Origin of the sequence: Bacillus sp. NPDC094106 (assembly GCF_044764345.1) — a bacterium.
Taxonomy (GTDB): Bacteria; Bacillota; Bacilli; order Bacillales; family Bacillaceae_G; genus Bacillus_A.
Genome location: NZ_JBIWHY010000007.1, coordinates 132,123 through 145,610 on the forward strand (window position 1 = coordinate 132,123; position 13,488 = coordinate 145,610).

Annotated in this window: 13 protein-coding genes and 1 riboswitch; of the genes, 3 read left to right on the forward strand and 10 right to left on the reverse strand. The window is 36.8% G+C overall.

Annotated features, from left to right (window positions below; genetic code table 11):
* Window positions 1-80: 80 nt before the first annotated feature.
* On the forward strand, window positions 81-371 hold the full coding sequence (locus ACIQ7L_RS12795) for a DUF3817 domain-containing protein (RefSeq protein ID WP_400569578.1): 291 nt from the start codon (window positions 81-83) through the stop codon (window positions 369-371).
* 51 nt (window positions 372-422) lie between these two features.
* Here the strand turns inward: ACIQ7L_RS12795 and ACIQ7L_RS12800 are convergent, their stop codons facing one another.
* The 5 genes from ACIQ7L_RS12800 to ACIQ7L_RS12820 are packed head-to-tail and all read right to left on the reverse strand — an operon-like array spanning window position 423 to window position 4,890.
* A complete protein-coding gene (locus tag ACIQ7L_RS12800; RefSeq protein ID WP_400569580.1) occupies window positions 423-1,100 on the reverse strand; it encodes a uracil-DNA glycosylase in 678 nt (225 codons plus the stop codon).
* Window positions 1,101-1,121: 21 nt separating this feature from the next.
* Entirely contained in the window at window positions 1,122-2,114 is a 993-nt protein-coding gene (locus ACIQ7L_RS12805; RefSeq protein ID WP_400569581.1) for an ABC transporter permease, read from the reverse strand.
* On the reverse strand, window positions 2,107-3,024 hold the full coding sequence (locus ACIQ7L_RS12810; RefSeq protein ID WP_400569583.1) for an ABC transporter ATP-binding protein: 918 nt from the start codon (window positions 3,022-3,024) through the stop codon (window positions 2,107-2,109). The genes ACIQ7L_RS12805 and ACIQ7L_RS12810 overlap by 8 nt, the downstream gene beginning before the upstream one ends.
* The gene (locus ACIQ7L_RS12815; RefSeq protein ID WP_335358358.1) at window positions 3,021-3,902 is read right to left on the reverse strand and encodes an SGNH/GDSL hydrolase family protein; all 882 of its coding nucleotides are present in this window, start codon (window positions 3,900-3,902) and stop codon (window positions 3,021-3,023) included. The genes ACIQ7L_RS12810 and ACIQ7L_RS12815 overlap by 4 nt, the downstream gene beginning before the upstream one ends.
* Window positions 3,903-3,912: 10 nt before the next feature.
* On the reverse strand, window positions 3,913-4,890 hold the full coding sequence (locus ACIQ7L_RS12820) for a LacI family DNA-binding transcriptional regulator (RefSeq protein WP_400569586.1): 978 nt from the start codon (window positions 4,888-4,890) through the stop codon (window positions 3,913-3,915).
* A gap of 119 nt (window positions 4,891-5,009) precedes the next feature.
* Here ACIQ7L_RS12820 and ACIQ7L_RS12825 point away from each other — a divergent pair, with 119 nt between their 5' ends.
* The gene (locus tag ACIQ7L_RS12825; protein WP_400569587.1) at window positions 5,010-5,624 is read left to right on the forward strand and encodes a YczE/YyaS/YitT family protein; all 615 of its coding nucleotides are present in this window, start codon (window positions 5,010-5,012) and stop codon (window positions 5,622-5,624) included.
* 36 nt (window positions 5,625-5,660) lie between these two features.
* Here the strand turns inward: ACIQ7L_RS12825 and thrC are convergent, their stop codons facing one another.
* From thrC to ACIQ7L_RS12845, 4 genes are all read right to left on the reverse strand, one after another.
* Window positions 5,661-6,719 carry a threonine synthase gene (gene thrC, locus ACIQ7L_RS12830; RefSeq protein ID WP_400569589.1) on the reverse strand — a complete coding sequence of 353 codons (1,059 nt, stop codon included), beginning with the start codon at window positions 6,717-6,719 and terminating at the stop codon, window positions 5,661-5,663.
* Window positions 6,719-8,014 carry a homoserine dehydrogenase gene (locus tag ACIQ7L_RS12835; RefSeq protein WP_400569591.1) on the reverse strand — a complete coding sequence of 432 codons (1,296 nt, stop codon included), beginning with the start codon at window positions 8,012-8,014 and terminating at the stop codon, window positions 6,719-6,721. The genes thrC and ACIQ7L_RS12835 overlap by 1 nt, the downstream gene beginning before the upstream one ends.
* A gap of 143 nt (window positions 8,015-8,157) precedes the next feature.
* The gene (gene metA / locus ACIQ7L_RS12840; protein ID WP_400569593.1) at window positions 8,158-9,063 is read right to left on the reverse strand and encodes a homoserine O-acetyltransferase MetA; all 906 of its coding nucleotides are present in this window, start codon (window positions 9,061-9,063) and stop codon (window positions 8,158-8,160) included.
* Complete coding sequence (locus ACIQ7L_RS12845; RefSeq protein ID WP_400569595.1) at window positions 9,047-10,345, reverse strand: bifunctional O-acetylhomoserine aminocarboxypropyltransferase/cysteine synthase; 1,299 nt, start codon at window positions 10,343-10,345, stop codon at window positions 9,047-9,049. The genes metA and ACIQ7L_RS12845 overlap by 17 nt, the downstream gene beginning before the upstream one ends.
* Before the next feature lie 91 nt (window positions 10,346-10,436).
* A riboswitch (SAM riboswitch) is annotated at window positions 10,437-10,542 on the reverse strand.
* 807 nt (window positions 10,543-11,349) lie between these two features.
* Between ACIQ7L_RS12845 and ACIQ7L_RS12850 the strand changes: the two genes are divergently transcribed.
* Window positions 11,350-12,594, forward strand: coding sequence for a chloride channel protein (locus ACIQ7L_RS12850; RefSeq protein WP_400569597.1), 1,245 nt, complete (start codon window positions 11,350-11,352; stop codon window positions 12,592-12,594).
* A gap of 149 nt (window positions 12,595-12,743) precedes the next feature.
* On the opposite strand, the gene ACIQ7L_RS12855 is transcribed toward ACIQ7L_RS12850, so the two are convergent.
* The gene (locus tag ACIQ7L_RS12855) at window positions 12,744-13,484 is read right to left on the reverse strand and encodes a YjjG family noncanonical pyrimidine nucleotidase (RefSeq protein WP_400569598.1); all 741 of its coding nucleotides are present in this window, start codon (window positions 13,482-13,484) and stop codon (window positions 12,744-12,746) included.
* Between the last annotated feature and the right edge of the window lie 4 nt (window positions 13,485-13,488).

The following is a 13,488-nucleotide window of genomic DNA, read 5'->3' on the forward strand; positions in this document are numbered from 1 at the left end:
ATGAAACAAACAGACTATTTTATTTTAAATAAGAATTCAAAATTACTATATACAAGCTCATATTCTAAGGAGGCCATTTCATGTTATCTACACCAATCGGAAGATTAAGAGCAATTGGATTAGTTGAAGGGATTTCTTTTCTAATACTATTATTCGTAGCAATGCCGTTAAAATACTTCGCAGGGTTTGCAACAGCCGTTAAAATTACAGGTATGGCTCACGGCGTTCTATTTATACTATTCATCTTTGCAGTGATTCAAGTAAAAATCGTACATAACAAATCCACTTCATGGGCTCTTGGTGCACTTATCGCATCCGTTATCCCATTTGGCACTTTTGTACTAGATGCAAAACTAAAAAATGAACAATAATAATGAAAGGTAGCTAACAACTATTTTGTTAGCTACCTTTTTTATGCTGCATTATAGATTTGGAATTTGCCAATCAATTTCCTTCTCACTCATGCTAGATAAGAATTCATTTACTTTTGAGAACGGTTTACTTCCAAAGAAACCTCGTCTTGCTGATAACGGACTTGGATGCACAGATTCAATAATATGGTGATTAGAATTTGTAATCAATTTTTTCTTCGCTTGTGCATGGCGTCCCCACAATATAAATATCACAGGTTTTTCGCGTTCATTTAATAACTCAATTACACGATCTGTGAAATGCTCCCACCCTTTTCCTTTATGAGAATTAGCCTCACCTTGACGAACAGTTAATACGGCATTTAATAACAATACGCCTTGTTCTGCCCATTTCACTAAATAACCGTTATTCGGGATTTCACATCCAACATCAGACTGTAATTCCTTATACATATTTTGCAATGATGGCGGTGTTCTTACACCCGGTTGTACAGAGAAACTCAAGCCATGCGCCTGATCTGGCCCATGATACGGATCTTGTCCTAAAATGACAACCTTCGTATTTTCATAACTTGTATAATGTAACGCATTAAAAATATCATTTTTATTTGGATATATCACATGTGTACTGTATTCTTCTTTTAGAAACTGTCTCAACTTTTGATAATATGGTTTCTCAAATTCTGGTGCGAGTAATGGCTCCCAGTCATTCTTTAAAATATGTTCCATCTCTTTTCACTTCCTATTCACTTAATTGACCATGTCTTGCTTCGTAAATACTACAAATGAAACGATAAGGGCAGCTACAGCCCAAACTGTTAAATTCATTAATGAGAAGCTCATCGATAAACCTTGCAGTGCTGGTAACTGCCCTGATAAATAATCTGTCAGTGATAAATTCACACTAAAAATATATTTTGCCCCTTCCCAAGATGTTGCAAAGGAACTTAATATGCCACCTGCAATTAACGCTGCAAGCATAACTCCCATACCTGCTGGTGTGTTCCGAATTAGAATTGAAACCATGAAGGAGATTGTTCCAACAACAATTGCCACAAACCATGCCAATCCATATGCCATTAAGATATATTGCCACTGCGGGATAAGGTGAACAAAATTTGTATTCAACGCTTCTTTATCGATCACAAACCCTGTTAACACAGGTAAATCCCATCCAGCATATCCAAAAACAACACCCGATAATACATAAGCAAAAATACCTACAAGGAGTAATATAAGTGAAACAAATAATAGCATCGTCACATACTTACTAAGAAGGATTTTCCAGCGCCGAATCGGCCGCGTCAGGAGCATTTTCATCGTCCCATCACTTCGTTCTCCCGATACAATATCGATTGCCACAATCATTACAAGAAGCGGAATAAACAAGGTAATTCCTTGTTCAATAAATGCCCTGACAAACGTCGGTGCTCCTGGTGCAGTTGGATTAATATCATGATCTAAATAATATTGTTGTTGCTCCACCCTTACCTTGATCCAATCACGCCACTCTTCTGGCAATCTAGAGTTGTTCAAACGATTTTGCGAATCAACAATTTGCTGTTGAAGTGAGACCTTCCAATCGCTTGTACCAAGTCGCTTTTGCGTCGTTTCTATTTCACGATACTGGGCATAGACAAACAAAGGAATTAAGATTGCCAATATGAGCATGACAACAAAAATACGTTTCTTCCGATAAATTTTCTCCGATTCATTTAAAACAAGATTTGCAAATTCACGCATGCAGCTCACTCCTTGTGAGTTCAATAAATAAATCTTCTAACGTAAACACAAGCTCTTTCACACTATGTACGTCTATCCCATTTTCAACAAAACGCTTATTCCACATACTAATTGATGCAATATTCATACGGCACAATAAACGTTCATTGTCTATACTGATTTCACTTACTCCTTCTGCTGCTTTTAATATGTCCTTTGCTTTTGAAATTGGTGTAACAATCCACTCAACACGATCACTTGCGGTTTTCATCAACTCTTCAATAGGTGCAACTGTAATCATTCTACCTTTATGAATAATAGCGACACGATCACATATCATTTGCACTTCACTCAGCAAATGACTCGAAATAAATACGCTCATATTTTCTTCTTTGACAAGCTTATGTATAAACTCTCTCAATTCTCTTATACCAGCAGGATCTAATCCATTTGTCGGTTCATCCAATATAAGAAGTTTCGGACTCCCAAGAAGAGCTTGCGCAATTCCAAGGCGCTGCTTCATACCAAGAGAATACGTTTTTACTTTATCGTGAATACGCTCATCTAAATGAACCATTTTTGCAATTTCTAAAATACGTTCATCCGATATACCACCAAGCATCCGTGCAAATTGCTTTAAATTTTCAAATCCTGTTAAATACGTATAGAGCTCTGGGTTTTCAACGATGCTGCCAATCTGTCGCATCGCTTCCCGAAAATTTTCTTTAATATGATAGCCACCGATAGAAATCTCACCTTCAGTTGCTTTAATCAATCCCACTAACATCCGAATTGTCGTCGTTTTTCCTGCTCCATTTGGACCGAGGAAGCCAAACACTTCTCCTTGCTTAACATCAAATGAAATATTTTCTACAAGCGTCTTCTTCCCAATTACCTTTTTTACATTCCGTACTGAAAGTATCGTCGTCATTTGGCACCTCCTTCATCTAGCTTCATCTTACTTACAACATCTTGTAATAAGCGTTCGGCCATATATGAGTAACCTATTTCATTCGGATGAAAATGATCTGTGTATAACAACTCTTTTCCACGATTTTGAAATAGATCAAACGTCGGTGTAATATATACATTTTTATTATTTACTGCTAATTTCTCTAAAGAAGCATTCCAATCAATAACAATGGCTGAAGAACCTTTTAAATCTTCCACATCTTCAAAAGGATTGTATAACCCGAGCCAAAAGATAGGGCTATCTGAATTTAACTTGCGAATTTCCGTTATAATTTTCTTCGCTTCATTTTGAAATGTTTCGGTATCTGGGCGATATTTCTCTAGATCTATATTCCCAAGTGATTCCCAGCCTGGAAATAAATCATTACCTCCAATTGTTAAAACGATTAGATCCGCTTGTTTAATAGAGTACTGAGCCCCACTGCTTTCTATCTGCTTTAACAAATCTGGCATCTTGGCACCACTAACGGCTAAGTTTGTTAGCGCAACCTTTTGTTTATAATCTTTTTGCAATCCTTCTTTCATGCGCCCAACATAACCAATTCCCTCTTTATCGCCAACGCCACGCGTTAACGAATCGCCTAAACTAACTACTTGTAGCGTTCCAGATTTTTTTTTCTCCTTAACTTGCGCTTCTGTTTTCGTAACTAACTTTGAAGCTTTCGGATTCAATACATCGTTAACACCCGAAATAAAACCGTATGCAAACAAACAGAAAGATGCAATTGTAATGAGTAGAATTGCCTTAACTAATTTTGATCTCATATCAAAACCCCTTTTAGCCCTCATAGATTGTCCATAATTATACCAAACGCCCTTTTGAAAAGCGATTTCCACACTTTCCCTATTATGTTGTTTCTCTCTCCGTTAATTGTGGTAATAACTCTATATTTTTCACAATTACTTTTTCATCCGTAATTTTCTCATATAATAATTCAAACGCTTTTCTACCAACAGCTTTACTAGAATGAGCAATCGTCGTAATCCCTAATATATCAGCCACTTCTTGATCATCACATCCAATAATTGCGAGTTCCTCTGGAATACGAATGCCCTGCTTCTTCGCTTCTGTTACCATACCTGCCGCAATTGGATTACACGAAACGAGAAAGGCTGTCGGTTTCAACGGCATCTTTATCCATTCCCTTGTCACATTACGTCCATCTTCCACTGTAAAGCATTCTTTAAACTTCCATTCTGCTTGAGACTCAGTAGAAATTTCCTGAAGTGCATCTTCAAAAGCCTGCTTTCGCTTTTTACTATTAATACTATTGTTTCTTCCAATACAATATCCAATGCGAGTATGCCCATTATCTAGTACATATTTCATGCCTTGTGAAAACACCTTATAGTGATCAATATGTACGCTAGAAATTAATTTTGATTCTATTTCCTCACATGTTACAATTGGCCCGAACTTTGTATATTCTTCAATTTTCTCTTGATGATTCACCCTTGAACATATAATCAAACCATCAAGCTTTTTCATTTTTAACATGTGTAAAATTTCAAGTTCTCTTTCAGCGCTATAATTCGTCTGACAAAGCATCATATTATAATTTTTCTTTGCTGTTTCCTTCGAGATTCCTTCAATAATAGCACTGTAATATTGATTATTTACATGTGGTAATAGCACACCTATTACATTTGTTTTTCCCCTTACTAAGTGAATCGCATTGACATTTTGAGTATAATTTAACTCTTCAATAATCGCTAAAATTTCTTTCCTCTTTTCCTCATTTACATAAGGATGATTATTGAGCACACGTGAAACTGTTGAAACGGATACCCCGGCAATTTCAGCAATCTTTTTTATATTTGTCATCTTATATTCTTCCCTTCCCATCATTTACATCAATTACATTCAAAATTCTCCCTTGACCTGGTAAGCTTTCCACATTATATCCTTTCCTAACAAACACATTCAGAAAGGATTTGTAACATATGATACGCTGCAAACTAGAATATATATTTTTTATTGGTGGCTTACTCATTCTTTCCCTCGGAATTAATATGATGACAACCATCACTTCTTTTGGGCTTAGTCCCTATGATTCATTCTTTATTGCACTATATCAAAATTTTGGTATAAGTATTGGCTTTTGGATTTTTATGATTAACTTTGCTTTTACACTTATTGTGCTCTTTTTGAATAAAAAGCATATTACAATCGGAACAATTGTTACTATGGTTCTGATCTCTGTTTTTGTTGATTGGATTGGTTCTATTACTATTATTATGGATTCTATCCGCTCTCTTCCAAAATATATAACACTTGTGTGCGGAAATCTATTCGTTGGCGCTGGAATTGGGATCTATGTCTCCACACAATTATGTGCAGCACCACAGGAAGCATTTGTCTTAACAATGGCTGAAAAGAAGAAATGGACGTTTCGTAGAACAGAAATTTCATTAGCTTTGTTATTTTTGACACTTAGTTTCTTATTAGATGGACCTATTTACTTTGGAACCATTATTCTTTCCTTTACAACAGGATGGATTATTCAAGCATTTATTCATATGGGTACAAAAATTCTCCACGTAAAAAAGGCCTATTGAGCAAATAAAGCTCCAATAGGTCCTTTTTCATCTATTTCATTGAAAGACTGCTCCTTGAATATAATCAAAGACAGCCTTCTCATCATTTGGTAACACAACTGGCTGAATTTTCTTCGTATCAATAGCAATATCGGGATCCTTCAAACCATTCCCTGTTAAAACGGCCACGATTTGACTTCCCTTCTCAATTTCTCCGTTTTGCAATTGCTTATAAACACCAGCAAGAGATGCACAGGAAGCGGGTTCAGCAAAAATCCCTTCGTACTTCGCTAACCATTCATACGCTTCAAGAATTTCAACATCTGTTACTTCGTCAATCTTACCTTGAGAGTGCTCGGTAGCTAAGGCAGCTTGCTTCCAGCTTGCAGGGTTTCCAATACGAATGGCTGTTGCGACTGTCTCAGGATTTTCAATTTTATACCCGCGTACAATCGCAGCCGCACCCTCTGCTTCAAAGCCATGCATTTTTGGTAAACCGGTACCTATCCTTTCATGATACTCCGTAAAGCCTTTCCAATATGCTGTTATATTACCGGCATTCCCAACTGGGATGGCTAAAATATCAGGAGCCTTTCCTAACGCATCACAAATTTCAAATGCAGCTGTTTTCTGGCCTTCAATCCGATATGGATTAACAGAATTTACAAGCGTAATTGGTGAAGACTCACTCAGATTACGTACAATTTGCAGCGCATGATCAAAATTCCCATCAATACTTACAATCTCAGCACCATACATAACAGCTTGCGCTAACTTACCATATGCAATCTTCCCATTCGGAATAATAACGATACATGATAATCCGGCCCTAGCTGCATAGGCTGCTGCAGATGCAGACGTGTTACCTGTTGATGCACAGATTACCGCACCACTTCCAGCTTCCTTCGCCTTTGCTACAGCCATTACCATACCGCGGTCTTTAAAAGACCCAGTTGGATTTGCGCCTTCTATTTTTCCATAAATCGTCACGCCCCACCGAGCTGACAAGTTCTCTAATAAAATAAGTGGTGTATTGCCTTCATGTAACGTTAAAGAAGGTGTCTTTTCTGTAATAGGTAGAAATTCCTTATATTCAGCAAGCAAACCTTTCCACATTACTTCGCATCTCCTTCAATTCGATAGTTTGCTTTCACACAATCTATCTCTTCATAGGCTTGTAATGTATGTAAAATATATTCATAATCTGCAAGAGATGCACGATGTGTTACGATGACAATCTCAGCTTTTCCTTTCTCTTGTAATGGCATTTGAATAATTTTTTCAAAGCTCACACCGCGTTCAGAGAATAAGGATGTAATTTTTGCAAATACACCAATCTCATCGCTTACATGTAGGCGTAAAAACTTTTTCACAAAAATTTCATCTGGCTCTTTTAACACTTTCTCATACTGCGGGGAAACAGCACTATTTCCAGTTACACCAAGGCGCACATTTTGCATCACTGCAACTAAATCAGAAACGACTGCTGTTGCGGTCGGCAAACTTCCTGCACCAGGTCCATAAAACATCGTTTCTCCTACCGCTTCACCGTATACATATACGGCGTTATATTCATTTTGAACAGCTGCGAGAGGATGCGTATTAGGAAGTAACGTTGGCTCAACAGTTACCTCTAACTTTTCACCATCACGCTTGGCGAGGCCAATTAATTTAATTGTATACCCTAAACTTTTACTATATACAATGTCTTCCTCTGTAATGGAAGTAATCCCTTTCACCTTCACATCTCCGAGCTCTACATTTGTAGAAAAGCCAAGAGTAGCTAGAATCGTCATTTTCCTTGCTGCATCTAAACCTTCTACGTCTGATGTTGGATCTGCTTCCGCAAATCCAAGCTGCTGCACTTCTTTTAACACGTCGTCATATGCCCTCCCCTCGTCAGACATTTTTGTTAGAATAAAGTTTGTTGTACCGTTCACGATTCCCATTACCTTTGTAATAAGGTCTGAAGAAAGCCCCTCTACAATGCTTCGTAAAATCGGAATACCTCCTGCCACGCTTGCCTCGTAAAATAAATCAGCGTTATTCTCCTTTGCTACAGTGAGCAACTCCGCTCCGTGTAATGCCATTAAATCTTTATTAGCAGTAACAACATGCTTACCATTTTTCAATGCCTGTAAAATGTATGCTTTCGCTTCCTCTATGCCACCCATCACTTCAATGACAACATCAATATCAGGATGATCTATAATTTCATTTGCATTTTTCGTTAATAGAGTAGAGGGTACTTGAACCTCTCTCTCTTTCTCAATACTTTGCACTAATACTTTTGCTATTTTCACTGGGCAACCTACTTGGTGCATCAATCGATCCTGATGGTCCGTAATAATGCGCACCACACCGCTGCCAACTGTCCCAAGGCCTAATAAGCCCACTTGAATTTCATTCATGATACTGTTCACCCCTCTAGAAATTTGTATTTAGATGCCATTATATAAGCTATTTTTCTGAAAAACAATGTATTTTGAACATTCGGAAAAATATAAGTTAATCTCTACAAAGAAAACGCTACCACGTGTTATATAATCATCATCTACAAAACATAAGGGGTTTCTTGATACACATAATAATTCAGCCAATTTGAAAATAATAAATTCCCATGACTCCGCCATCTTACAAGCGGCTTTTCGTCTGGATTATTATATTTAAAATAGTTTTTTGGAACTGTAATATCCAGCCCTCTTCGTTTATCTCGTTCATATTCCTGTTTTAAAGTATCACAGCTATATTCACTATGACCAAGAGCAAAAATATGCTTACCATCTTGCCCGATAACAAGATGAACACCGGCTTCTTCTGACGTTACCAGTAACGTTAATTCTTCTATCTTTTCAATATCATCCGCACGTACTTCCGTATGACGAGAATGCGGTACAAAAAAGAGTTCATCAAACCCCTGCAGCAGCTTTACGTGCTGCTCACGCACTTCATGTTCAAACACACCAAACATTTTTTCTTCAAGTAGGTATTTGGGGATTCCATAATGATAATACAAACCAGCCTGTGCACCCCAGCAAATATGCAGCGTAGATGTTACATTCGTTTTTGAATATTCCATAATACGCTCAAGCTCTTTCCAATAATCTACATCTTTAAAAGGAAGTGTTTCAATTGGTGCTCCCGTAATAATGAGCCCATCAAATTTTTCTCCTTCAATATCACGAAATGTCTTATAAAAACTTGTTAAATGCTCCTGTGCTACATTACGGGATACATGAGACTCCATATGGAGTAAATGTACATCCAATTGAAGTGGCGTATTACCAATTAACCGAAGTAATTGCGCCTCTGTTTCTTGTTTTGTTGGCATTAAGTTCAAAATTGCAATTTTCAAAGCACGAATATCTTGCGTTTCAGCTCGATCTTTTGTCATTACGAAAATATTTTCTTCTTGCAATACTTTACGAGCTGGTAAATCTTTATCAACTATGATTGGCATGTTCTTTTCCTCCAACTAAAGCTGTTTGCAAATCAGCAATAATGTCAGAAACATCTTCTATCCCAACCGATAGGCGAATTAAATCAGATGTAACACCAGCTAAGCGCTGATCCTCTTCATTTAACTGTCTGTGCGTTGTACTAGCAGGGTGAATTACGCATGTTCTTGCATCTGCTACATGTGTCACAAGCGTTGCCAATTTCACATTTGCAATAAACTCTTTCGCAGCTTCCACCCCTCCTGTAATACCAAACGTTAAGACACCACTCGCACCTTTTGCTAAATACTTTTGCGCTAATGGATAATTTTCATTACTGTCTAACCCCGGATAATTCACCCACTCAATACGTTCATGATTGGCTAGCCACTTTGCAACTGCAAGAGCATTTTCACTATGGCGTTCCATTCGTAAGTGTAATGTTTCTAAACCAATATTACTAATATACGCATTGAATGGGCTCATACAGTTTCCATAGTCTCTTAATAACTGAACGCGCGCTTTTACAATATACGCTGCTGCTCCAAAGTTCTGCACATAGCTTACACCGCGGTAACTTGGATCTGGTTCGACAAGCTCTGGATATTTACCATTCGTCCAATCAAAGTTTCCACCATCAATGACAACCCCGCCTAATGAACTTGCATGACCATCAATATATTTCGTTGTAGAATGAACAATAATATTTGCGCCATGCTCAAACGCTTGGCATAAATACGGTGTCGCTAAAGTATTATCAACGATAAACGGTACTTCTAACTCTTTCGCAGCTGTTGAAAATTCTTTAAAATTTAAAACATTCATCGCTGGGTTCCCAAGCGATTCTGCATAAATTAGCTTTGTTTTATCATTGGCAAGTGCCACAATTTCATCTGCAGTTAAGTTCGGATTAAAGAACGTAACATCAATCCCCAATTTACGTAAACTTACTCCAAATAAGTTAAATGTTCCCCCGTAAACAGTTGAAGAACAAAGTAAATGGTCACCACTGCTGCAAATATTTAAAACAGCAAGCATAATAGCTGCCTGACCCGAAGCTGTCGCAACAGCTCCAACACCGCCCTCTAATTCTGCTAACTTCTGTTCAAATGCTGCAAGTGTAGGATTTCCAATACGTGTATAAATGTAACCTTCTGCCTCTAAATTAAAGAGCGCTGCCAAATCATCCGACGTATCATATTTATAAGTTGTACTTTGATAGAGTGGTAAAACACGTGGTTCACCATTCTTTGGTGTATAACCACCTTGCACACATATTGTTCCTTTCCCCCATGATTCACTCATTTTCCATACCCCTTTCTTTTATAAAAAATAAAAAAACTGCTTCTTTCCTGAACAAGAAAGAAGCAGTTTAAAAACACGCTCTAGAGTCTCTTTCTTATCTCTCAGGGTTTATTACCTGCAGGATTTGGCACAATTCCGTGATACGGCTGTTGCCAAGGTTTCATAGGGCCTGTCCCTCCACCTTTTCTTGATAAGACTATTCAATTACCGTTGATTTTATAGCAATCATTTCCTAATGTCAATCACTTTTCTGAATGTTCTAAATCAAATGTCAATAATTCGATTCTTTATTCTTAAAATTTAAATTTGAAATATAAAAGGAAATGCTCTACCTAAAGACAAAGAATGCCTTTTAAAAACCTTACTTACTATGTAAAATTAAAGAGTTATATTTAATTTTAGTGACCATCAACATACTATTTTTAACAATGCTATATAAATCCATTTTCATTTTTCGACATCTAAATCCCTGCTATGCAGAATAAAAAGTAACCTACACTCGTTTGCTCTTTCTGTTTTTACTTCGCATGTGGCAGAAAAAAGCTCTGACCGCTTCTATGCATGGCCAGATGCTCTTTTCCACCTAAAAAGAGGGGGTTTATGTCGGTTTTTTGATTGATGTATATATATGATTAAAATTACGAATGTTTCGGAGCTTTATAAAATAATAATGCTGATTTAGGTCATATATAGATCCATTTTAATTTTTCGGTATCTAAATCCCTGCTATGCAGAATAAAAAGTAACCTACACTCGTTTGCTCTTTCTGTTTTTAACTTCGCATGTGGCAGAAAAAGGCCCTGACCGCTTCTATGCATGGTCAGATGCTCTCTCCCACCTAAAAAGAGGGGGTTTATGTCGGTTTTTTAATTGATGTATATATATTTTGAATAAGTCGTTCTCTTAAAAAGATAATATGCATATTGAATTAGTTATCCAATTGTTTTCGTATCAGAATCTCTAACTTTTTCATAATAGAATATAACATAAAGGAGACATAAAAAATGACTATTAGAAGAGGCATGCACTCTTTACTTATCATGTACGGTATCTTTCTAGGTGCTATAGTTGGGGCTACAGTCTGGTTATTTTTAGTTACCACAAACGCTGGAATTCAGCTTATTTGGGGGTATTTACCGAAAGAATTTTCATTACCACCGTATTACATAATTTTTGTAACAACAATTGGTGGTATTCTTGTCGGACTGACACAAAAGTACTTTGGTACATACCCGCGTTTAATGCCAGAAGTAATGGGGGAATATAAGAAAACAGGTAGAATTGAGTATAGTTTTGTACATAAATCTACGTTAACAGCGATTATTGTTTTAATATTTGGTGCAAGTTTAGGACCGGAAGCAGCACTTGTTGGAATTATCGGTGGACTTTGTACATGGGTTGGAGATCGTTTTCATTTCGCTTTAAAAGGAATGAAGGGACTAACGGAAATTGGAATTGGCGCTACTTTAAGTGTTATTTTTAATGCACCATTATTCGGTTATTTAGCTCCCAATGAAAATGAGAATAAATCAATTAACGAAATTTCTAAAGGAAAAAAGACTATTGTATATCTCGCTACTACTTTTGCTGGCTTTTCTGTTTATTTATTGCTTAGTAAGTTTGATAATCGAGGATCCTTTATTGTTGATTTTGGGAAAGGGTCTTTCTCACTCCATGAATGGCTTGCCTTTTTACCTCTAATTTGTATAGGAGCTGGTGTAGGCTATTTTTATTTCAAAGTAGAACATATGCTGGAAAAAATAGTTCATCCTTTTCAAGAATATAAAGTAACGTTAGGAGTTATAGGTGGCATTCTTTTAGGAATTGCAGGAACTTTACTGCCTTATACAATGTTTTCAGGAGAACACCAATTAAAAGACTTAGTCCATGAGTGGACAGAATTATCATTTTGGATGTTGCTTCTTTCAGGAGTTTTAAAATTATGTGTAACGGCAGTTTGTTTAAGTACAGGTTGGCGTGGTGGACATATTTTCCCAATTGTATTTGCTGGTGCAAGTATTGGATATGCTGTGGCTACTGTCATACCATCGTTAGATCCAGTTGCTTCTGTAGCAATTGTAACGACAGCCATTTCAAGCTATGCAGTACGAAAACCAATTGCTATTACATTATTATTACTTATGTTCTTCCCAATTAATTTATTGTTACCAATGATTGGAGCTGCAATGATTGGTAATCTATTTCCACTCCCTAATCATAATGAGAATAAACAAGAGGGACTAGTATAAAGACAAACTAACAAATGAATAAAAAAGCAGTACCACCGCTATAAAAGTGTTGGTACTGCTTATTGAGTGAAGATTGTTTTATTAATTAAAAGGAAACAGAAACTTCGTGCTGTGCCCGCCCAACATTCATCCCCTCCCTACCACCTGGACTATGCCCTGCACGTGCTTGAGGAAAGGGACTTCTGTTGGAGTACTGTTAAAATTTCATATAGCTCATCAAAAGTTTGGATTTCATAAGTCGGAACTATCCCGCTATCGTTTAACTTTTTTTCAGGATTAAACCAGCAAGTATCTAGCCCAGCTAACTGTCCTCCTTTAATATCCGCACTTAGCGAATCTCCAATAATGAGTCCCTCCTCTACAGAAAAATTAGGTATTCGTTCAAAGACATAATCAAAATACTCTTTCATTGGCTTTTGAAAACCTGTATCCTCTGAAACGAAAATACCTTTAAAGAGTGAATGTAATCCCGAATTACGCAGACGTTTATCTTGCGTTTTAGAAACACCATTTGTCACAATATATAAATCATATTGGGCTTGAATATTTTGTATGAATTCAAACGCTCCATGAATAAGCTGATTTCCTTCTTCTAAATAACTACGATAATTTTTTTCGAATAAAGGCCCATCAACCTCTTGACCATATTCCTGAAATAAAATTGAAAATCGAGTATTCACTACTTCATCACGGTCTATTTCCCCTTCTTCAAAAGATTTCCAAAGACCTTTATTTATTTTTTTATAATGGGCTTCAATTTCAGTAGTTAAAGGTATATTTCCCACCTCAAAAAGCTTACGTAATGCCTTTTTTTCAGCTTTCTTAAAATCTAATAATGTGTCATCTACATCAAATAACAATGTTTTATACTTTTTCTTTAATTTTGTCATAATC

Excerpts from the sequence above, each read along its gene's own strand:
- ACIQ7L_RS12800 (WP_400569580.1), bottom strand. The coding sequence starts at position 1,100 with ATGGAACATATTTTAAAGAATGACTGGGAGCCATTACTCGCACCAGAA.
- ACIQ7L_RS12845 (WP_400569595.1), bottom strand. The coding sequence starts at position 10,345 with ATGAGTGAATCATGGGGGAAAGGAACAATATGTGTGCAAGGTGGTTAT.
- ACIQ7L_RS12850 (WP_400569597.1), top strand. The coding sequence starts at position 11,350 with ATGACTATTAGAAGAGGCATGCACTCTTTACTTATCATGTACGGTATC.
- ACIQ7L_RS12820 (WP_400569586.1), bottom strand. The coding sequence starts at position 4,890 with ATGACAAATATAAAAAAGATTGCTGAAATTGCCGGGGTATCCGTTTCA.
- ACIQ7L_RS12825 (WP_400569587.1), top strand. The coding sequence starts at position 5,010 with ATGATACGCTGCAAACTAGAATATATATTTTTTATTGGTGGCTTACTC.
- metA (WP_400569593.1), bottom strand. The coding sequence starts at position 9,063 with ATGCCAATCATAGTTGATAAAGATTTACCAGCTCGTAAAGTATTGCAA.
- ACIQ7L_RS12810 (WP_400569583.1), bottom strand. The coding sequence starts at position 3,024 with ATGACGACGATACTTTCAGTACGGAATGTAAAAAAGGTAATTGGGAAG.
- ACIQ7L_RS12835 (WP_400569591.1), bottom strand. The coding sequence starts at position 8,014 with ATGAATGAAATTCAAGTGGGCTTATTAGGCCTTGGGACAGTTGGCAGC.
- ACIQ7L_RS12855 (WP_400569598.1), bottom strand. The coding sequence starts at position 13,484 with ATGACAAAATTAAAGAAAAAGTATAAAACATTGTTATTTGATGTAGAT.
- ACIQ7L_RS12795 (WP_400569578.1), top strand. The coding sequence starts at position 81 with ATGTTATCTACACCAATCGGAAGATTAAGAGCAATTGGATTAGTTGAA.
- thrC (WP_400569589.1), bottom strand. The coding sequence starts at position 6,719 with ATGTGGAAAGGTTTGCTTGCTGAATATAAGGAATTTCTACCTATTACA.
- ACIQ7L_RS12805 (WP_400569581.1), bottom strand. The coding sequence starts at position 2,114 with ATGCGTGAATTTGCAAATCTTGTTTTAAATGAATCGGAGAAAATTTAT.